We start from the raw sequence: 19,912 nt of genomic DNA on the forward strand, positions 1-19,912 counted from the left end.
CATGTCCAACCCTGCCGCGTTGCGGCACTATTGCGGACATGCCCGCAACCGACCTCACGCCCACGCTCAGCATCGTGTCACCGGTCTACGGCTGCGCAGGTTGCCTGGAGGAACTCGTGGAGCGCAGCAAGCGCGCGCTTGCCGCATCAGGGCAGATCGAGATCCTGCTCGTCGACGACGGCAGCCCTGACGATGCCTGGCAGCGGATCGACGAGCTCGCGCGCCTGCATCCCGAAGTGCGCGGCCTGCGCCTGTCGCGCAACTTCGGCCAGCACGCCGCGATCTATGCCGGGCTCGAGCATGCGCGCGGCGCGCACGTGGTGGTCATGGACTGCGACCTGCAGGACCAGCCCGAGGAAATCCCCGCGCTGCTCGCGCGCGCGCGCGCGGGCAGCGACATCGTCCATGCGCAGCGCAGCGCGCGACGCGACGGGATCGGGAAGCGCTTCAGCTCATGGTGCTTCTATCGCTTCCTCGCCTGGCTGACCGGCGTCCCCCAGGACCACCGCGTGGCCAATTTCGGCGTGTACTCGCGCCGCGTGGTCGAGCTGCTGCTGTCCATGCCCGAAAGCGACCGCTGCTTCCCGCTGATGGTGCGCTGGACCGGCCTGCCGTCGGAATCGGTCCCGGTCACCCACGCCCCGCGCGCGCAGGGACGCAGTGCTTACAGCCTCCGCAAGGCCGCGCGACTCGCCCTTGGCGTGGTGCTCTCGCATTCGGACAAACCGCTGCGGCTGGTGGTGAAGGCGGGCATGGCGGTGTCGCTGTTCGCGTTCGGCGTGGTGGCGGCAGCCGTTTTCCTCTGGGCCAGCGGGCGCACCGGCGTGGCGGGCTACACCAGCATCATCGCGTCGATCTGGCTGCTGTGCGGCATCCTGATGTTCTGCGTGGGCGTGGTGGGCATGTACGTGGGCCAGGTGTTCAAGGACGGAAAGCGCCGCCCCGCCTACGTGGTGGAGCGCGAACTCAACGCGCCGGAGCCCGGCGATGCTTGAGCGGGCCGCGCTCGCGCGCTCGGAACCCGACAGCGCCCGCTTCGGCCTCGAGGTCTGGCGCGCCACACGACTCGACGACGACCCGCTTCCAGGGCTCCTCCACAGCGCCGCCGACGTCGCCATCTATCGCCTGCCGGTGGGCAGCACCACCCCCGTCCGCGCACTGGCCGCGCAGGGCTTCGACGTCATCGACGCCGGCGTGCTGGTCTATTACACCGTCGACCTCGCCCGCTCCTGCCCGCGTCCGGTGGTGAACCGCGACGTCACGATCTCGCTGGCCACGGCGGATGACGACGAGGTCGTGGGCGCGCTGGTGGACGCCAGCTTCGGCAACTATGCAAGCCACTACCTTGCCAATCCGCTGTTCACGCGTTCGCTGGCGCTGGCCGGCTATCGCGAATGGGCGCTGCGCCACCGCAGCAACGCAGGCACGACGACCTGGATCGCGCGCCGCCAGGGCCGCGCCATCGCGTTCGCGAGCTGCGAGGCCGACCGGCACGCGGGCATCGCGAACGGCGGCGTCTTCGGGGTGCTGCCCTCCGAAGCGGGCGGCGGCCTGTTCTCCGACCTGATCCGCCACACCCAGGCCCACTACCGCGAACTCGGCTTCGGCGAAATGCGGATGTCCACCAAGGTCGACAATTTCGCGGTGCAGAAGGTGTGGGGCCGCGAGGGTTTCCACCTGTATGCCGCCTTCGACACCCTGCACGTCAACGCGATGCTCTCGGCCACGACGCGCCCCGTGGCCACGCGCCGCCACGCACCGGGCGTGGCGGTGATCGACGTGGAGGGCCAGCTGCCCGCGGCGGCGTTCGCGGCGCTCGCATCGGAAGCCGCGGGCATCCCTCTGGCGCCGGTGTTGCGGTCGACGCTGCGGCTGGCGGATATCGCCGCCGGGAGCGGCCACGTGCTCACCGTGCGCGCGGGCTGGCCGTCGATCGGCGGCACGCTGCGTGCGAACGCGTGGCTGCACGACGACCACGGGCGCGCCTGCGCATTCTCCCAGGCCTGGTGCGTGGCGGCATGAGCATGCGCGCCGGTGGATTCGACGCCGCGTACTTCCCCAGGCTGGCGGCGCTGGAAGCGGGCAACTTCTGGTTCCGGGCCCGAAACCGCCTGCTGCTGCGACTGCTCGGCCGCCACGGCGGCGGCGTGCGTGATTACCTGGAGGTGGGCTGCGGCACCGGCTTCGTGCTCTCGGCCGTGGCCACGCGCTTCCCCGGATGGCAGGTCAGCGGAAGCGAATACCTTCCCGGCAGCCTGCAGTTCGCACGCCAGCGGGTGCCACGGGCCAGGCTGCTTCGGCTGGATGCCCGCGCCCTGCCCTTCGACGCGGCCTTCGACGCCATCGGCGCCTACGACGTGCTCGAGCACATTGATGACGACGTGCTTGCCCTGCGCAGCCTGCACCGGGCGCTTCGGCCCGGCGGCATCGTGGTGCTCAGCGTTCCGCAGCACCCTTGGCTGTGGAGCAGGCAGGACGACGCCGCGCACCACGTGCGCCGCTACGCCCGCGGCGAGCTCGAGCGCAAGCTGCGCGGAACGGGCTTCGAACCCGCGTGGAGCAGCAGTTTCACCGCGCTGTTGCTGCCGATGATGGCGCTGTCCCGGCTGCGGCCGCAGCGCGCGGACGCGGAGCACGATGCGCTGGCCGAGCTCGCCCTGCCGCGTCCGCTGGATGCCGCCTTCGACTGTGTCATGCGCGCGGAGGATGCCCTGCATGCCATCGGCCTGCGCTTCCCCGCCGGCGGCAGCCGGGTGGTCGTCGCACGCCGTGGAGACATCCGATGATCCCCTTCAACCGCCCGTGCATGACCGGCGGCGAGCTCGCCAACATCGACGCGGCGCACGCGAGCGGGCACCTGTCCGGCGATGGCGCCTTCACCCGCCGCTGCCACGCCTGGCTGGAGCGCGAGACCGGCGCGGCCCGCGCGCTGCTGACCCATTCCTGCACCGCCGCGCTGGAGATGTCGGCGCTGCTGGCCGACGTCGGCCCGGGCGACGAAGTGATCATGCCCTCCTACACCTTCGTCTCCACCGCAAACGCGTTCGCGCTCCGCGGCGCGACGCCGGTCTTCGTGGACGTGCGCGAGGACACGCTCAACCTCGACGAAACCCTGGTCGAAGCCGCGGTGACCCCGCGCACGCGCGCGATCTGCGTGGTGCACTACGCCGGCGTCGCCTGCGAGATGGACGCCATCCTCGACATTGCCGCGCGCCACGGCCTGCTGGTGGTCGAGGATGCCGCACAGGCGGTGATGTCGCGCTATCGCGGCCGCCCGCTGGGCAGCCTGGGCGCGCTGGGCACCTTCAGCTTCCACGAGACCAAGAACGTGATGTGCGGCGAGGGTGGCGCGCTCCTGGTCAATGACCCGGCGCTGGCCGGGCGCGCCGAGATCATCCGCGAGAAGGGCACCAACCGCGGCCGCTTCCATCGCGGCGAGGTCGACAAATACACGTGGTGCGACCTCGGTTCGTCCTATCTTCCGGGCGAAGTCACCGCCGCCTTCCTGAGTGCCCAGCTCGACCACGCCCGCGAACTCACCGATGGGCGCCTCGCCCTGTGGCGGCGCTACCACGACTGGGCCGATGCGCACGAGCGCGCCGGCCGGGTGCGCCGGCCCGTGGTGCCCGCGCACTGCGAGCACAACGCGCACATGTACTACCTGCTGGCGCCCGACATCGCGGCGCGCGGCCGGGTCCTGGACGCGCTGCGCGCCGACGGCGTGCTGTCGGTGTTCCATTACGTGCCGCTGCACTCGTCGCCGGCCGGCGCGCGCCTGGGCCGGCCCCACGGCGGGCTCGACGTCACCGACGACATCGCCGCGCGGATCTTCAGGCTGCCGATGTGGATCGGCCTCGAACCGCATATGGACCACGTGCTCGAGGCCGTCGACCGCGCCCTGCGCGCGCTGGACTGAGACGTGGCGATCGCTTCGCCCGGCATCCCGACCCAGGCCCGGACGCGCGGATTCCTGCGCGAAATCGCCCTCGTCGTGCTGGTCGCGCTCGCCGTGTTCGCGATCGCGCGCATGCACTATGCCGGCCAGACGCTCGCCCGCGGCCCCGACCAGGCCGACATGCTGCTGGCGTTCTTCAACGAGGCGAGCCACGCCATCGAGGAAGAAGGGCTGCTCGCGGCCATGTACACCGAGCGCGTGCGCGCCGGCGAGTCGAACTGGTCGAACCCGAACTACCACGTGCTCTACCCGCTGTACTTCAACTGGGCCGGCGCGGACGCCTCGCCGGCGGCCACCCTCGACCGGCTGAACGCCATCATCCTGCTGCACCTCGCGCTGCTCGGCGCAGGCACGTACGCCCTGGCCCGGGCGCTGGGCGTCCGCACTGCCCTCGCCGTGGTGGTGGCGCTGTCGATCCCCTGGTTCCCGGCGGTGCGCGCCGCCGCCGGCTGGCCGCACATCATCGCCGGCATGGCGTGGCTGCCCTGGGTACTGGCGGCGCAGGTTCGCCTGTACCTGGGCGCGGGCTGGCAGCGGCAGGCGCCGATGGCACTGCTGCTGGCTGTGGCCGCGATCCTGCTGGTGCACGCGCATCCGGCGCAGAACCTGGTGTTCGCGGCCTGGGCCTCCGGTTGGGCATGGCTGCTGGTGGCCGCGCAGGCGGCGGCCGCGCGCGATGCCGGGGCGTTGCGCGCATTGGCGGCGACCAGCGCCTGGCTGGCGGCGGCGGCGCTGGCCGTGTTCGCCGCAAGCTGGCCCTATCTCTCCGAGATCCTCGCGTTCCACGGCCGCTCGATCCGCTGGCTGGGCGAAGGCGGCGGGCATGTCATCGGCCACCAGCCGGTGCCCCTGGCCGCGCTGCGCCACCACGCGCTGGCGCCGGCCGACGCCAGTCTGCTGCTGTCCTTCGAGTACCGGCGCGGCATCGGCAACGCCTATCTCGGCGCCGCGGTGGTGGTCGCGGCGCTGTGCATGTTCGCGCGCCACCTGCCGGCAACGGCCGCCACCCGCAGCGCGCGCGCGCTGCTCGCCTGCGGCCTGTTCGCGGCGACATCCTGCTTCGCGCCGCTGGCGCCGCTGCTGGCAACGCTCCCGCTTGCCAACAAGGTGCGCGAGCTCATCTGGTGGTCCTGCCTGGCGGTCGTGCTCCTGCTGCCGGTGGCCGCGCTGGGCATACAGTCACTGCGCGAGCGCACCCCCCCCGGGCTGGCACGCGATGGCTGGGCCTGGTTCGCAGCGCTGGCCTTCACGGCCGGGATCGCCGCCATCCTGGCGTCCGGCACCGGCTACCGGGCCAGTGCCCTGGCGGCACTGCTGCTGGCCTTCGCCGCGCTGGCATGGTGCATGCGTAGCCGGCTTGCCGGCCGGACGCCCTTCGTGGCCGCGAGCGCGCTGCTGTTCTTCGCCACGGCCTGGGCACCGTTCCGGCACAACATCACGTTCGCGCACGACGACGCGATGCTGTTCCATCCCGACCGCGTTCAGGCGCACGCCGATGCCGCGGCGCTCGCGGCGCGGCTCGAGGGGCTCGACCGGTACCGCTTCGTGCTGGGCCCCGGCGCCCCCAACGCCCACCTGCTCACGCACGCCTGGACCGTGCACGGGTTCCGCTCGATCCACGGCGGCATCGGCCCGACGGAATACGCGAAGTACCAGCTGCTTTCGCAGGCCAATCCCACCGTGTCGGCGCTGTACGGCGTCCGCTGGTCGCTCTGGCCGGAAGACGCTGCGCGCGCCGGCGACGAGGCGTTGCGCCCGGGCCTGGTGCTGCGCACCGATCCGCAGGCACTGCCGCGGCTGTTCTTCCTGTCGGCGGGCGTAGACGTGGTCGATTCCCCGGTCGAAGCGCTGCGCCGCCTCGGCAACGCGTCCCCGCTGCGCGCCATGGTCCGCGCCGCCGACCTGCCGCCCGGTTTCGATGTCGGCTCCCATGCCGGCCCGGGGCGGCTGGACGGCCGGGTCACGAGCACGCGCAATGACAGGACGCTGCTCGAGGCGACCGTCCAGGCGCCGGGTCCGGGCCTGCTGGTCCTCAACGAGGACCCTGCCGCCCGCTGGCACGCAAGCCTCGATGGACGACCGGCGGCGGTGTTCCGCGTGAACGGCTACCAGTCGGCGATCGCCATCCCCGCAGCCGGCAGCCATGCCGTGCGCATCGAGCGCCCGGCGCGTCCGTGGCGGGGCCCCGGCCGCGTGCCGCTGGACTAGCGCGCGGCGCCCGGCCCGCGTGCCGCCGCGCAAACCTCGCGCGCGGTTACCAGCCGGCCACTGCCGTCGGCTTCGAACGCCAGCACCGGCAGCCCGTCCATCGCGCAGGCCTGCAGCGGCGACGCCACCAAAAGCCGCAGGTCGTGGCGCGCAAGGCGGCCCGCGACGGGATTCTGGTAGCAGGGCGTCGGGCCCGGCGCGAACACCAGCCAGCGCTGGTCGAAGCCGCGCTTGCGGTGCAGGAACAGGGTGCCGTTTCCGCACCATGGCGAAGGACCGTCGAGCCCCTGCAGCCCGACCAGCGGCGCGCCCCGAAGCTCCGCGCGTGCCGATTCAAGCAGCTCCAGCATGCGCCGGTTGACCGACTCGCCGGCCGCGTACCGCTGGGCAAGCGCAAGGCGTGCATCGTGGTGGCCCCAGGCCGCCAGCAGTGCGACCAGGAGCGCGGCCACGACGGGTACCGCACGCTCCCCCCGAGCCCTGCCGGCCCGCGACCGCTGCCAGTACGCCAGCGCGACCGCGAGCATCGCCGCCATCCACGGTAGCCACGCATAGGCGCGATACCCGGGCATGTTGTTCGGGATCACCGCGTAGGGCAGTGCCAGCGCCAGCAAGGTGGCGGCGAACCAGAGCACCCGCAGCCGCAGGGCCGGGACCATGCACAGCGCCACACACGCAGCGGCCGACAGCAGCGTGGCCACCCCGGTGTAGCCGATGAACAGTGTGCGCAGCGCGCCCACCAGCGCCGTGGGGGCCAGCTCCACCGCGTACGACGCGCTGCTGGTGTCCGGCGAGAACAGCCCGGCGACGAAGGGATTGCGATCGTATGCGCTCCAGGCCATCGAACCGCATGTGATCGTGACGAACAGCAGCGACAGCACCATCCGCGCGCGCACGCCCAGGCGCCGTGGCTGCGCGTTGCCCGCGTCGCGGTCCAGCATCCACAGCAGGGCCAGCAGCAGCAGCGGCGGCAGCAGGAAGTCCTCCTTGGCGAACGCGCTGGCCAGGTAGGCCAGCGCGGCGACGAGGCAGGGCCACGCCCTGCCGCCACGCCAGCCGCGCCACAGCAGCAGCAGGCTGGCCAGGCCGAAGCCATGGGACACGAGGTTGGTCATCAGCCCGAGGTACTTGCCGTGCTCGAAGGCGCCGGCATGGCTGAACAGCACCACGCCGCAGGCGGCCGCCGGCAGCGCGCCGATGCCGACGCCGAAGACATCGCGCAGGAGCAGCAGCACAAGCCATGCGACCAGCACGGTGGACGCGGCGAGGATCGCGTAGCTGGCGACCTGGCCGCAGGCGGCCACCAGGAAGATGATGTTGGTCGACACCGGGCGCTTCCAGTTCCAGCCCATGTCGGCCAGCGAGCCGGCCAGGAACGAGAAGTCGTCCGGGTAGAAGGGGAACGGGCTGTTGGCTGTCAGCCCGAAGGCGAACACGATGTAAGCGGCGGCCAGCACCAGCAGCAGCACGCCCGCGTGCAGGCCCTGCGCGGCGCGCGCATCGATGTCCATGTTCCGCTGTCGCATGCTGTCCCCGCCGCCTGCCGGCCCCGGCGGATCATAGCTTGGACATCGATCGACCTCCGCGCGCCGCCGCGCCGGCGGAGCATGCAATCGCTTCTGGCAGAATGCGGGACCACCGTCCCGGCATGACGCATGGAAGTCGAACACGTCCCGCTGAACTCCCTGGCCCGCCATGTCGCGCCGCTGCGCGCGACGCTGCTTGCCGCGATGGCGTCGGTCCTGGACAGCGGCCACTACGTGCTCGGTGCAGGCGTGGACGCGTTCGAGGCGGAGTTCGCCGCGTACTGCGGCACCACGCACTGCGTCGGCGTGGCCAACGGCAGCGATGCGCTGGAGCTGGCCCTCAAGGCGACGGGCGTGGGTCCGGGCGACCGCGTGGCGATGGCGGCCAACGCCGCGATGTATGCGGCCACCGCCGCCATGGCCTGCGGTGCGGAGCCGGTGTTCGTGGACGTTGGCGAAGATGCGACGCTGGATCCCGCCGCGGTCGAACGCGCCTGCGACGGACACCGCCCGTTGCGCGCGGTCGTGGCCACCCACCTGTACGGCCGCCTTGCGCGGATGGAGCCGATCGCCGCGACCTGCAGCGCGCGCGGCATCGCACTGGTCGAGGACTGCGCGCAGGCGCACGGCGCGCGTGCGCGCGACGGACGCCGCGCGGGTGCGTTCGGCGACGCCGCGGCCTTCAGCTTCTACCCCACAAAGAACCTCGGCGCGCTGGGCGATGCCGGCGCGGTGACCACCGGCGACGCCGCGGTCGCGTCGCGGCTGCGCGCGCTGAGGCAGTACGGTTGGGAACGCAAGTACGTCAATGCCACTTGCGGCGGCCGCAACAGTCGCCTGGACGAGCTGCAGGCGCGGGTGCTGTCGGAAAAGCTGCCGCTGCTCGACGGCTGGAACCGGCGCCGGCGCGGAATCGCCAACCGCTACTCCGACGGCATCCGGAATCCGGCGATCACAGTGCCCGGGGGCATCGACGAGGACCACGTCGCCCACCTGTACGTCGTGCACTGCGACGCGCGCGACCGGCTCGGTGCGCACCTTGCGGCGGCCGGCATCGCCAGCGACGTGCACTACCCCGTGCCCGACCACCGGCAGCCCTGTTTCGGTTCGCGCCACGCGGCGCTGTCGCTGCCGGTCACCGAACGCCACGCGCGCACGGCGCTGTCCCTGCCCTGCTTTCCCGAACTGACCGATCGCGAGGTCGAAAGGGTGATCGACGCATGCAACCGCTTCTGAACCCGGCCTTGAGCGTGGTCGTGCCGGTGTACGGCAACGCCCGCTCGATCCCGCAACTGCTGCAGGCGCTGGCCGGGCTGGCACGGCAGGTGGAGGGCGGCTTCGAAGCGGTGTTCGTGGTCGACGGCAGCCCCGACGACAGCCACGCCTTGCTGGGCGCCGCGCTGCCCGGCGCGGGCTTCACCGCGCAGCTGGTCGAACTGACGCGCAACTTCGGCGCGTTCCCCGCGATCCGCGTCGGCCTGGGGCGCGCCCGCGGACGCGTGATCGCGGTGATGGCCGCCGACCTGCAGGAACCGCCGGAGCTCGCGCCCCGCTTCCTCGAGGCGCTGCGCGACGGTCGTGCCGACGTCGGCTTCGGCGTGCGCGACGGCCGCGAGGATCCGGCGTTGTCGCGTCTCGCCTCCAACCTGTTCTGGTCGCTCTATCGCCGGCTGGTGATGCCCGACATCCCGTGCGGCGGCGTCGACATCTTCGCCGTGACCGCCGACTTCCGGGATCGCCTGCTGGCGCTGCAGGAATCCAACACCAGCCTGGTGGCCCAGCTGTTCTGGCTCGGTGGCCGCCGCGTGTTCCTGCCCTATTCGCGCCGCCGCCGCGAACACGGCCGCAGCGCCTGGACCCTGCGCAAGAAGCTGCGCTATTTCTCCGACAGCGTGTTCGCCTTCAGCGACCTGCCGGTCCGGATCCTGTTCCTGACCGGCGCCCTGGCCCTGGCCACGGCCGCGCTGCTCGCGCTGGTGGTGCTGGTGGCCCGCTCTTCGGGGTGGGTCACCGTCCCCGGCTACGCGGCAACGCTGTTCACCATCCTGTTCTTCGGCGCCATCAACACCCTGGGCCTAGGCGTGGTCGGCAGCTATGCCTGGCGCACGTTCGAAAACACCAAGGCGCGTCCGCTGGCGCTGGTGCATTCCGAGCAAATCTTCGAGGGCGATGACTGATGGATCATTTCGTGCACCCCAACGCGCTGTGCGAAAGCGAGGACATCGGCGCAGGCACCAGGATCTGGGCCTTCGCCCACGTGCTGCCGGGTGCGCGCATCGGCCGCGACTGCAACATCTGCGACGGCGTGTTCATCGAAGGCGACGTGGTGGTGGGCGACCGCAGCACCATCAAGTGCGGCGTGCAGCTCTGGGACGGCGTGCGCCTGGGCGACGATGTCTTCGTCGGCCCCAACGCGACCTTCAGCAACGACCCGTTCCCGCGCAGCCGCAAGCGCCCCGGGGCCTACAGTCCGACCGTGGTCGAGGACGGCGCCTCGATCGGCGCCAACGCCACCCTGCTCCCGGGCCTGCGGATCGGGCGCGGGGCGATGATCGGCGCCGGCGCGGTGATCACGCGCTCGGTGCCGGCGAACGCGATCGTGGTCGGCAACCCGGCGCGCATCGTGGGCTATGTCACCGATGCCGAAGAAGGCGACGATGGTGCCGCCGGTGCCGGCATGGCGGAGGCCGCGGGCCCGTGGCCCCGTGCGGCCCACGGCGACGGCGGCGCGCGCCTGCACCGCATGCCGCGCTTCATGGACCTGCGCGGCTCGCTGTCGGTAGGAGACTTCGGGGCCGACCTGCCATTTGCGCCGCGGCGATACTTCCTGGTGTACGGCGTGCCATCGCGCGAAACCCGCGGCGAACACGCGCACCGCGCGTGCCACCAGTTCCTGGTCTGCACGCATGGATCGGTGCGGGTGCTGGCCGACGACGGCCACCAGCGCCGCGAATTCCTGCTCGACTCGCCCGACAGCGGCCTGCACCTGCCGCCGATGACCTGGGGCACGCAGTTCCAGTACTCGCCCGACGCCGTGCTGCTGGTCTTCGCATCGCAGGCCTACGACGCCGACGACTACATCCGCGACTACGGCGAGTTCCTGGCCCTGGTCGCGGACCGCGGGCCATGAGCGGGATCCTGTCTGCGCTGCGCGGCGACGGTGGCACCGCCATCCTGCTGCGCTTCGTGGCCGTCGGCGCGGTCAATACGTTTTCGTGCCTGGTGGTGTACTGGCTGCTCCTGCCGTGGCTGCCGCCGCAGGGCGCCTATGCGGCCAGCTTCGTCTTCGGCGTCTGCTTCGGCTACCTGCTGCACAGCCGCTACGCGTTTCGCGCGCGGCGCAGCTGGCGCAGCTTCGCGGCGTGGCCGCTGGTCTGCCTGGCCGGCTGGGCCGTCGGCGCGGGCGTTCTGGAGCTCGCCATTGGCCCACTTGGCGTCGATCCACGCCTGGCACCGCTGCTGTCGGTGGCGGCCAGCGTTCCGGTCACGTTCCTGCTCGGCCGCCGCGTGATGGGGCCCGGCGGCGCCCGCGGCTGACCGCCGCGTCCGGGCCGCATTCGCACACGCGTCCGCCGCCGGCTAAAATCGCCGGGCTCCGCCCTTTTTCCCCCAAGGATTCACCGCAACGATGAAGATCCTCGTCGGCTACAAGCGAGTGGTGGACTACAACGTCCGCATCCAGGTCAAGCCGGACGGCTCCGGCGTGGTCACCGACGGCGTCAAGCTGTCGGCCAACCCCTTCGATGAAATCGCCCTCGAAGAGGCCCTGCGCCTGCGCGACAAGGGCATCGCCACCGAGGTCGTGGTCGCCACGATCGCCCCGGCCGACGCCCAGGCCCACCTGCGCAACGGCCTGGCCATGGGCGCCAACCGGGCCATCCACGTGGTCACCGATGCCGGCCAGGACGTGCAGCCGCTGGCCGCCGCGCGCGCGCTGCTGAAGCTGGTCGAGAAGGAATCGCCGGACCTGGTGATCCTCGGCAAGCAGGCCATCGACGACGACGCCAACCAGACCGGCCAGATGCTGGCCACGCTCTGGGGCCGCCCGCAGGCGACGTTCGCATCGAAGCTCGAGGTCGCCGACGGCAAGGCCACGGTCACCCGCGAGGTCGACGCCGGCCTGGAAACGCTGGAGGTGGACCTGCCCGCCGTGGTCACCACCGACCTGCGCCTCAACGAGCCGCGCTTCATCAAGCTGCCCGACATCATGAAGGCCAAGTCCAAGCCGATGGAGTCGATTGCCTGGGCGGAGCTTGGCGTCGAGGAAGGCCAGGGGCTCAGGACCACGCAGCACGCCGCGCCGGCAAAGCGCAGCAAGGGCGTGATGGTGAAGGATGCGGCCGAGCTCGTTGCCGCGCTCAAGGACAAGGGGTTGCTCTGATGGCCAAGGTACTGATCGTCGCCGAACACCTGGACGGCAAGCTCAACGGCTCCACCGCCAAGTGCGTCACCGCCGCGCAGGCGCTGTCGCCCGAGGCCATCGACATCGTGGTGCTGGCCGCCGACCCGGCCGCGGTGGCCGCCGAGGCCGCGCAGATCACCGGCGTGTCCCGCGTGCTCACCATCGCCAACGAGGCCAACGCCAACCCGATCGCCCAGGTGCTTGCGCCGCAGGTGGCGAAGCTCGCGGACGGCTACAGCCATGTGTTCGGTCCCAGCTCCACCTTCGGCAAGGACCTGATGCCCTGCGTGGCCGCGCTGCTCGGCGTGCCGCAGGTGTCCGACCTGATGTCGGTCGAGGGCGAGCACACCTTCAAGCGCCCGATCTACGCCGGCAACGCCATCGTCACCGTCGAGGCCCCCGCGGACCAGACCGTGGTCGCCACCGTGCGCACCGCCTCCTGGAAGGAAGCCGGCAAGGGCGGCAGCGCCAACGTCGAGGCCACCAGCGTCGACGCCGACCTGCCCGGCCACACCCGCTTCGTCGGCCTCGCCGCGGGCAGCTCCGACCGTCCCGACCTGCAGGGCGCGAAGCGCGTGGTTTCCGGCGGCCGCGGCGTGGGCTCGGCGGAGAACTTCGACGTCATCTACAAGTTCGCCGACAGGCTCGGTGCCGCCGTGGGCGCCTCGCGCGCCGCGGTCGACGCCGGCTACTGCCCCAACGAGATGCAGGTCGGGCAGACCGGCAAGATCATCGCGCCGGAGCTGTACGTCGCGATCGGCATCAGCGGCGCGATCCAGCACCTCACCGGCATCAAGGACGCCGGCACGATCGTGGCGATCAACAAGGACGCCGATGCGGCGATCTTCGAGATCGCCGACATCGGGCTGGTGGGCGACCTGTTCCAGGTGCTGCCGGAGCTGGAAGCCGCGCTTTGAGCGAAGCCCCGCACGCCAGTCCCGGCATCGGCCGGGTGGTGCTGTGGGGCACCTGCGACACGGGCAAGCCGCGCGTGCGGATCCTGATCGACGGCCTGCGCGCGCAGGGCGTCGAGGTGATCGAAATCCGCGCCGATCCGTGGCGCGGGATCGAGGACAAGAGCCAGGTCAAAGGCATCGGCCGCTGGCTTGGATTGCTGGCGCGGATCGCGATTGCCTATCCCAGGCTCGCATGGGCCTACCTGCGGGCACCGGCGCACGACTGGGTCCTGCTCGGATATCCGGCGATCCCCGACATCTTCGTGATCCGGCTGCTGGCATGGATGCGCGGCGCGCGCGTGGCCATGGACTGGTTCCTGTCCGCCTACGACACGATCGTGCTGGACCGGCGGCTGGTCGGTCCCCGCCACCCGCTGGCATGGCTGGTGTATGCGGCGGAATGGGTGGCGGTGCGACTGGCGGATGCGCCGTTCATGGATACCGCGGCGCATGCGCGGCGGATGGAGACGCTGTTCGGGCTCGCGCCCGGGCGTTGCGGTCGGGTCTGGGTCGGAGTGGAGCTGGCGGCCTTCCACCCGGGCGGCGGCAGGCCGGCAGCCGCCACGAAGGCCCATGACACGCCGACGCGCGTGCTGTTCTACGGCCAGTTCATCCCGCTCCACGGCATCGGCACGATCATCGAGGCCGCACGCATCCTGCGTGACAGTCCCGTGCAGTGGCGGATCGTCGGCCGGGGCCAGGAAGCAGGCCGCATCCGCGCCATGCTGGAGGAGCAGCCGCTGGAGCGCTTGGCGTGGGACGACTGGATTCCGTATCCGGAACTTGTGACTGCGATCGGCGCCGCGGATATCTGCCTGGGCATTTTCGGGTCGTCGGACAAGGCGGCCAGCGTGATCCCCAACAAGGTCTTCCAGATCCTCGCCGCCGGCAGGCCGCTCATCAGCCGCGACTCACCGGCGGTCCGGGAGCTACCCGTGGTGGGGCTCGACGACGTCCGGCTGGTTCCGCACGGCGACGCCGTGGCGCTCGCAGCCGCGGTCGCGGAGTGGCATGTCACCCCCCCCGTGGTCGACCCTGCCCGCCCCGCCATCGCGGAGGCGACGAGCATGCCGGCCATCGGCGCGCAGGTCCTCGCACTGCTACGGGCCGGACCTGCCAGCAAGTAGACTGGCATCGACCCGGTGACGCACAGCGATTGGAAAAAGAAGCAAATGCAGACATATGGAAACCTGGGCCCGGCGGCCCCCGAAGCGGGCTGGGTCCCGGCCCCGCGCTACCTGCTGCGCCGTGCGCGGATCATGCGCCAGCTGGAGAAAATCGCACCCTGCGAAGCGTTGGAGATCGGCTGCGGCGCCGCAGTGCTGCTGCACGAGCTGACCGCACGCGGATTCCGCTGCACCGCGCTCGAGAGCTCACCCGACGCGCGCGCGCTGGCGCAGCGCCTCGCGGCCGACGCCGGCATCGACATTCCGGTCGTCGACGCTCCCGGAGCCGACTGGAAGGGGCGGTTTCCGCTGCTGATGGCCTTCGAGGTGCTGGAACACATCGAGCACGACCGCCAGGCGCTGGACGTCTGGCGCTCCTGGATGCCGGCCGGCGGCACGCTGCTGCTGTCGGTCCCCGCGCACATGGCCAAATGGAATCCTTCCGACGTCTGGGCCGGCCATTTCCGGAGATACGAACGCAGCGCGCTTGCGACCCTCCTGCGCGACGCCGGGTTCGAACCGGAGATCATCGAGTGCTACGGGTTCCCGCTGGCCACCGTGTCCGAGAAGCTCACCGCGGGTCGCTACGCGCGCGCCACCAATCCCGGCGACGACGATACGGTCGAGGGCAAGCAGGCCAACTCGCACCGGAGCGGCATCGAGCGCGGGCACGTGATGAAGTGGTTTCCTTTGATCAACAACCCGCTGGGAAAGACGGCCATCGCTTTGGCTGAACTCGCTCAGCGCCCGTTCCTCTCCACCGAACTCGGCAACGGCTACCTGGTGATGGCCAAGGCGCGATGAAGCGGGTAGCACGCTGGCTGGGGTTCGCCGTGGCGATTCTCGCCGGTGCCTACTTCCTCCGCCACGCCGTGGCCGCATTCGGGTCGGTGCGCGCGTCCGAGCTGTCGCCGGGCCGCCTGGCAGCTGCGTCCGCGGTGATGCTTCCCGCCTACCTCATGGCGGTGCCGCTGGCAGCGCTGATGTGGCGACGACTGCTGCGCGCGGTCGACGTCGCGTTCACGCCGGCCTGGGCCTACGGGATCGTCGCCTTTACGCAGTTCGGAAAATACCTCCCGGGCAACGTGGCCCACCACATCGGCCGGGTGGTCGTGGCGCGCCCCGTGGGTGGCGACCTGACCCGCCTCTCGCTTTCAGTGGTGTACGAAAACCTGCTCAATGCCCTGGCGGCGGCGCACCTCACCGTGGTCCTGCTGGCCGTGCGGCCGGTCCCCGCGCTCGAACAGTGGCTGCCCAGTGCGTGGCGCCCATGGCTGCTGCTCGCCGCAACCGTCGGCGCTGTGGCCGGCCTTGTGCTGTTGCGACATCTGGTGGCGTGGGTGCAGCGGCTCCGGGGCGCCACCGATGCGACGCCAGGCAGGGACATCACGCCGGATGCCGGCACCCTGTTCGCCTGTTACTGCATCGCCTTGTCCAGCTTCCTGGTCGTCGGCCTCGGATTCACGGCCATGGCGCCGATGATCACGCCCGGCGCCGGCTTCCCCTACCTCACCCTGTGCGGCGCGTTCGCAGCCGCGTGGGTGATCGGCCTGCTGGTCCCCGGCGCTCCCGCGGGCCTGGGCGTCCGCGAGGGCGTGTTGTTCGCGCTGGTCGGCGAGGTCATGCCAGCCACGGACGCGGTCGTGATGATCGCGCTGCTGCGAGCGGTTACCACCCTTGGCGATTTCATCCACTTCGCCGCAGGCGGCGCATTGCTGCGCCGCCTGCGCGCCCGTTCCCCCCTCCTGGAAGCCGCGCCACCCGGGGGCGCCATGTAGCGTCCGGCCCTCAGGGCACGATGTCCCAGGCCGGGTCCGCGACCGTCGCCGGCGAAATCGTGTTGTTCGGGTTTGCCGACAGCCAGATGGTGTTTTCGCCGGTGCTCTTGCGCCACACCAGGTCTGCCCTGCCGTCACCATTGAAGTCTCCGCTCCCTTCGACGTTCCAGACCGCAGGGACGTCGGGCGTGGCCTGCTGGGTGTTTGAGTTCGCACTCAGCCACAGCGCGTTGCGGCCGCCGACCACATGCCTGAAGAACACGTCGGCGCGACCGTCGCCATTGAAATCGTCAACCGCGACGACCTGCCAGTTGCCATCCGCCACCGTGGACATCGCGATCGTGGAGTTGCCGTTGCCACCGCGCCAGACCACGTTGCGGCCACCGTGCGCATGGCGCCAGACAATGTCGTCAACGCCGTCACCGTCGACGTCACCCACACCCGCGACCCGCCAGCGCAGATCGGGAAGATCGATGATGTTCTGCTGGGTGGCGGCATTGCCCGCAAGCCAGATGGCGTTGCGGCCATTGGCAGCGTCGCGCCACAGCAGGTCGGCACGTCCGTCGCCGTTGAAGTCGCCAACGCCCGCCACCTGCCAGGAGCGGCTGCCCACCGTGGCCACATTGATCGAGGTATTGCCGTTGCCTCCACGCCAGATCGTGTTGCGGCCGCTGGCGTCGTGGCGCCAGACGATGTCGGCCAGGCCGTCGGCGTCGAAGTCGCCGGCGCCAACCACCCGCCACGCCCGGTCGGTCACCGCCAGGATCGGCTGCTGGGTCGCCGAGTTGCCGCCGAGCCAGATCGAGTTGCTGCCGTTGCTGGACTTGCGCCACAGGAGGTCCGAGACGCCATCGCCATTGAAGTCCAAACGTGCGTTGCCATCGGACACACTGGCTCGGAACGCCGCGATCAGCGGCACCGTCGCACGCAGGCTGCGCGCGTTGTCGGCCTGGTTGGCGACGCCGCAGGGGCGGCCGCCGCAGTAGGTGGACTGCGGGTTGGAGAAGATCCGCCAGGCGGTCTGGCCGGCGTCGCCATATGCCATCACGGTGTAGAAATTGCCGGCGGCGGCGGTGGTCTTGTAACCGAAGGAATACGGATAGCGCCCGTAGCTGAGCTCGCCGTCGTCGTCGCGCGCGGCTTCATCGTCGTGCTGCGAACCCATGTTGTGGCCGATCTCGTGGACCAGGGTCTCGTCCCGGCAGAAGTGACCGTTGTCCGGTGCACCCATGCCGTTGGAGTCGCTGACGGCGGAATAGCCGAACTTCTCGTAGCCCGGGGTGATCGCGACCTGCCCGCCGCCCACCAGCCAGGCGATGCCGCAGCCGTCGTGCTCGGCGTCGCGGAAACGCCGGACAAGCGAGACCAGGTCCGCGCCGTAGGTCTCGCGCGCGGCGCGCAGGGGCTGCAGCGAGGCCGGAACCGGCACGTTCGCGCTGCCGGTGCTGCCCGTCAGCTGCTCCAGCGCGGTCTTGTTGCTCCCGGTGTCGGGATAGTTCACCTGCAGCGTGCCGACCAGGCGGAAGCTGGCCGCCACGTCGCTGTTGGCCAGGGTCTGGTTGCCAACCGTGACCAGGTGGTTGAGTCGGGTCTGCGCCTGGGACGCGCCGCCAAGCATGCTGGCGAAGCCGGGCGTATAGCCCAGCAGCAGGTCGACCGTGGTCCCGGCGGCGGCGGCCGCGGCCTGTGCCGGCGCCGCGGCGTGGCCCACGGCCGGCGTGGCGGCGGGCTGGACGCCAGGGGTGTCGTCGAGCGGCCCCGGGATCCTGAAATCGGGGCCGGTGATGCCGGCGCGCCGTCGCTGGTCCAGGGGCGACAGCACGTCCGGCGCGGTGGTGGACATCCAGGCCTGGCCGCCGCTGGTCGTCAGCCGCAGCGAGGTGCCCTCGCCGTAGGGCATGACGCCGAACACCGCCTTCTCGCCGAAGGTCAGGATGCCTTCGATTCCGTGTTCGTCACGGCCGATCCAGCTCCAGTCGCCGCTGGGATGTTCGACATGGTGTTCGTACTGCAGGCGCACGTGGCCGCCGTCGGGGCCGGTCAGCAGCAAGGTGCCGCTGCCGATCGCATCCAGCGCGTGCGCCTCGCTGACCCGCACCGGATAGAAGGTATTCGCGCCGCGGCGCTGGACCGCACGCACCTTGTCGTAGCCCACGAGGTCGCCGCGATCCGGGTACGCGGCGATCGCGCTGCCGCCGAGCCGGGCGATCGAATGCGCCACGCCCGCCGCGCCGCGCGTGGCGGCCAGGGCCGGGGCAAGACCGGGCGCGGGGGCATCGGTCGCGAGGGCGGCCTGGCCGGACGGTGCGGGGGCGCAGGCGGCGAGCAGGGCCACGGCCGTTGCCGTCGCAAGCAAAGAAGGTAAGCGGGAGGACATGGCAGGAATCCACGGGGCTGGTCCTTCAAGAGTACCTGCCCCCGGATCCATCTGCAGCGTCTGCGCCGCGAGGGCGGACTCCGGTCACGCCCCGGCTGCAACCGGGCTCCGGGAGGCGCTGTCGCGCTGCCGGTGGCGCGGCCTCAGCCTGCCGGCGTGAAGGGCACCCCGGTCCGCTCGCGCAGCTGGGTCTGGTCCACGCCTTCGGCGGTTTCCACCAGCACCAGTCCGTCGGGAGTGACGTCGAACACCGCCAGTTCGGTGATGATCCGGCTGACCACGCCCACGCCGGTCAGCGGCAGGGTGCACTCGGGCAGGATCTTGGGCTCGCCCTTCTTCGTGCAGTGCTCCATCAGCACGACCACGCGCTTGACCCCGGCCACCAGGTCCATGGCGCCGCCCATGCCCTTGACCATCTTGCCGGGCACCATCCAGTTGGCGAGGTCGCCCTTGTCGGTCACCTCCATCGCGCCGAGGATCGCCAGGTCGATGTGGCCGCCGCGGATCATCGCGAAGCTGTCGTGGCTGCCGAAGTAGCTGGCGCCCTTGCGCGCGGTCACGGTCTGCTTGCCGGCGTTGATCAGGTCGGCGTCGAGCTCGTCCTCGGTGGGGAACGGGCCGATGCCGAGCAGGCCGTTCTCCGACTGCAGCCACACGTCCACGCCGTCGGGGATGTGGTTGGCCACCATCGTCGGCAGGCCGATGCCGAGGTTGACGTACATGCCGTCGGCGAGCTCGCGCGCGGCGCGCGCCGCCATCTGGTCGCGGGTCCAGGCCATCACTTGCCTCCTTCGCGCACGGTGCGCTGCTCGATGCGTTTCTCGGGCGTCGCGTTGACCACGATGCGGTCCACGTAGATGCCCGGCAGGTGGACCTGGTCGGGGTCGATGGAACCGGTCTCGACCAGCTCTTCCACCTCGACCACGCAGACCTTGCCGGCCATGGCGCAGGCCGGGTTGAAGTTGCGCGCGGTCTTGCGGAACACCAGGTTGCCGGCGTGGTCGGCCTTCCAGGCCTTGACCAGCGCCACGTCGGCGACCAGTGCGGTCTCCATCACGTAGTGCTTGCCGTCGAACTCGCGGGTCTCCTTGCCCTCGGCGACCACCGTGCCGTAGCCGGTGGCGGTGAAGAAGGCCGGGATGCCGGCACCGCCGGCGCGCAGGCGCTCGGCCAGCGTGCCCTGCGGGTTGAACTCGAGCTCGAGTTCGCCACCCAGGAACTGGCGCTCGAACTCCTTGTTCTCGCCCACGTAGGACGAAATCATCTTGCGGATCTGCCGCGTCTCCAGCAGCTGGCCAAGGCCGAAGCCGTCGACGCCGGCGTTGTTGGAGATCACGGTCAGGCCGTTCACGCCCGAATCGCGCAGGGCGGCGATCAGCGCTTCGGGAATGCCGCACAGGCCGAACCCGCCGACCGCGAGCGTCTGGCCGTCGGCGACGATGTCGGCGAGGGCCGCGGCGGCGCCGGACCGGACCTTTCCGGCGGACGGCTGGGAGCTGGCTTCAACCATGGTGGATCCTCGAGTGACCGGACAGCACATTCTA

18 protein-coding genes are annotated in these 19,912 nt (G+C 71.0%); 14 read left to right on the plus strand and 4 right to left on the minus strand.

Annotated features, from left to right (window positions below):
• Window positions 1–38 precede the first annotated feature (38 nt).
• The 5 genes from WCE39_RS03085 to WCE39_RS03105 are packed head-to-tail and all read left to right on the plus strand — an operon-like array spanning window position 39 to window position 6,163.
• Complete coding sequence (locus WCE39_RS03085; protein WP_343275251.1) at window positions 39–995, plus strand: glycosyltransferase family 2 protein; 957 nt, start codon at window positions 39–41, stop codon at window positions 993–995.
• Window positions 988–2,022: a GNAT family N-acetyltransferase gene (locus WCE39_RS03090; RefSeq protein ID WP_343275252.1), complete on the plus strand. Its 1,035-nt coding sequence runs from the start codon at window positions 988–990 to the stop codon at window positions 2,020–2,022. Before WCE39_RS03085 ends, WCE39_RS03090 begins: the two co-directional genes overlap by 8 nt.
• Window positions 2,019–2,786 carry a class I SAM-dependent methyltransferase gene (locus WCE39_RS03095; RefSeq protein ID WP_343275253.1) on the plus strand — a complete coding sequence of 256 codons (768 nt, stop codon included), beginning with the start codon at window positions 2,019–2,021 and terminating at the stop codon, window positions 2,784–2,786. Before WCE39_RS03090 ends, WCE39_RS03095 begins: the two co-directional genes overlap by 4 nt.
• Entirely contained in the window at window positions 2,783–3,916 is a 1,134-nt protein-coding gene (gene rffA / locus WCE39_RS03100) for a dTDP-4-amino-4,6-dideoxygalactose transaminase (RefSeq protein ID WP_343275254.1), read from the plus strand. The genes WCE39_RS03095 and rffA overlap by 4 nt, the downstream gene beginning before the upstream one ends.
• Before the next feature lie 3 nt (window positions 3,917–3,919).
• On the plus strand, window positions 3,920–6,163 hold the full coding sequence (locus WCE39_RS03105) for a hypothetical protein (protein ID WP_343275255.1): 2,244 nt from the start codon (window positions 3,920–3,922) through the stop codon (window positions 6,161–6,163).
• Here WCE39_RS03105 and WCE39_RS03110 read toward each other — a convergent pair.
• Entirely contained in the window at window positions 6,160–7,689 is a 1,530-nt protein-coding gene (locus tag WCE39_RS03110) for a hypothetical protein (RefSeq protein ID WP_343275256.1), read from the minus strand. The two genes, WCE39_RS03105 and WCE39_RS03110, sit on opposite strands and share 4 nt — an antisense overlap.
• Window positions 7,690–7,818: 129 nt before the next feature.
• Between WCE39_RS03110 and WCE39_RS03115 the strand changes: the two genes are divergently transcribed.
• The 9 genes from WCE39_RS03115 to WCE39_RS03155 all read left to right on the plus strand — a co-directional run bounded on the left by WCE39_RS03115 (window position 7,819) and on the right by WCE39_RS03155 (window position 15,991).
• On the plus strand, window positions 7,819–8,925 hold the full coding sequence (locus WCE39_RS03115) for a DegT/DnrJ/EryC1/StrS family aminotransferase (protein ID WP_343275257.1): 1,107 nt from the start codon (window positions 7,819–7,821) through the stop codon (window positions 8,923–8,925).
• A complete protein-coding gene (locus WCE39_RS03120; RefSeq protein ID WP_343275258.1) occupies window positions 8,910–9,866 on the plus strand; it encodes a glycosyltransferase family 2 protein in 957 nt (318 codons plus the stop codon). The genes WCE39_RS03115 and WCE39_RS03120 overlap by 16 nt, the downstream gene beginning before the upstream one ends.
• Entirely contained in the window at window positions 9,866–10,819 is a 954-nt protein-coding gene (locus WCE39_RS03125) for a WxcM-like domain-containing protein (RefSeq protein WP_343275259.1), read from the plus strand. The genes WCE39_RS03120 and WCE39_RS03125 overlap by 1 nt, the downstream gene beginning before the upstream one ends.
• On the plus strand, window positions 10,816–11,226 hold the full coding sequence (locus WCE39_RS03130; protein WP_343275260.1) for a GtrA family protein: 411 nt from the start codon (window positions 10,816–10,818) through the stop codon (window positions 11,224–11,226). Before WCE39_RS03125 ends, WCE39_RS03130 begins: the two co-directional genes overlap by 4 nt.
• A 91-nt stretch (window positions 11,227–11,317) precedes the next feature.
• On the plus strand, window positions 11,318–12,070 hold the full coding sequence (locus WCE39_RS03135; protein WP_343275261.1) for an electron transfer flavoprotein subunit beta/FixA family protein: 753 nt from the start codon (window positions 11,318–11,320) through the stop codon (window positions 12,068–12,070).
• Window positions 12,070–13,008 (plus strand): electron transfer flavoprotein subunit alpha/FixB family protein, encoded by a 939-nt coding sequence (locus tag WCE39_RS03140; RefSeq protein ID WP_343275262.1) that lies wholly within the window; start codon window positions 12,070–12,072, stop codon window positions 13,006–13,008. Before WCE39_RS03135 ends, WCE39_RS03140 begins: the two co-directional genes overlap by 1 nt.
• 38 nt (window positions 13,009–13,046) lie before the next feature.
• Window positions 13,047–14,174, plus strand: a complete 1,128-nt coding sequence (locus tag WCE39_RS03145; protein ID WP_343275263.1) for a glycosyltransferase — start codon at window positions 13,047–13,049, stop codon at window positions 14,172–14,174.
• 45 nt (window positions 14,175–14,219) lie between these two features.
• Complete coding sequence (locus tag WCE39_RS03150) at window positions 14,220–15,017, plus strand: class I SAM-dependent methyltransferase (protein WP_343275264.1); 798 nt, start codon at window positions 14,220–14,222, stop codon at window positions 15,015–15,017.
• On the plus strand, window positions 15,014–15,991 hold the full coding sequence (locus WCE39_RS03155; protein WP_343275265.1) for a lysylphosphatidylglycerol synthase domain-containing protein: 978 nt from the start codon (window positions 15,014–15,016) through the stop codon (window positions 15,989–15,991). Before WCE39_RS03150 ends, WCE39_RS03155 begins: the two co-directional genes overlap by 4 nt.
• Window positions 15,992–16,001: 10 nt before the next feature.
• Here WCE39_RS03155 and WCE39_RS03160 read toward each other — a convergent pair whose 3' ends face one another.
• The 3 genes from WCE39_RS03160 to WCE39_RS03170 all read right to left on the minus strand — a co-directional run bounded on the left by WCE39_RS03160 (window position 16,002) and on the right by WCE39_RS03170 (window position 19,878).
• The gene (locus tag WCE39_RS03160; RefSeq protein ID WP_343275266.1) at window positions 16,002–18,368 is read right to left on the minus strand and encodes a reprolysin-like metallopeptidase; all 2,367 of its coding nucleotides are present in this window, start codon (window positions 18,366–18,368) and stop codon (window positions 16,002–16,004) included.
• Between the two features lie 143 nt (window positions 18,369–18,511).
• Window positions 18,512–19,147, minus strand: a complete 636-nt coding sequence (locus WCE39_RS03165; RefSeq protein WP_343275267.1) for a CoA transferase subunit B — start codon at window positions 19,145–19,147, stop codon at window positions 18,512–18,514.
• Window positions 19,147–19,878, minus strand: coding sequence for a CoA transferase subunit A (locus WCE39_RS03170; protein WP_343275268.1), 732 nt, complete (start codon window positions 19,876–19,878; stop codon window positions 19,147–19,149). The genes WCE39_RS03165 and WCE39_RS03170 overlap by 1 nt, the downstream gene beginning before the upstream one ends.
• Window positions 19,879–19,912: the final 34 nt, after the last annotated feature.

Origin of the sequence: Luteimonas yanweni (assembly GCF_039548475.1) — a bacterium.
GTDB lineage: Bacteria > Pseudomonadota > Gammaproteobacteria > Xanthomonadales > Xanthomonadaceae > Luteimonas.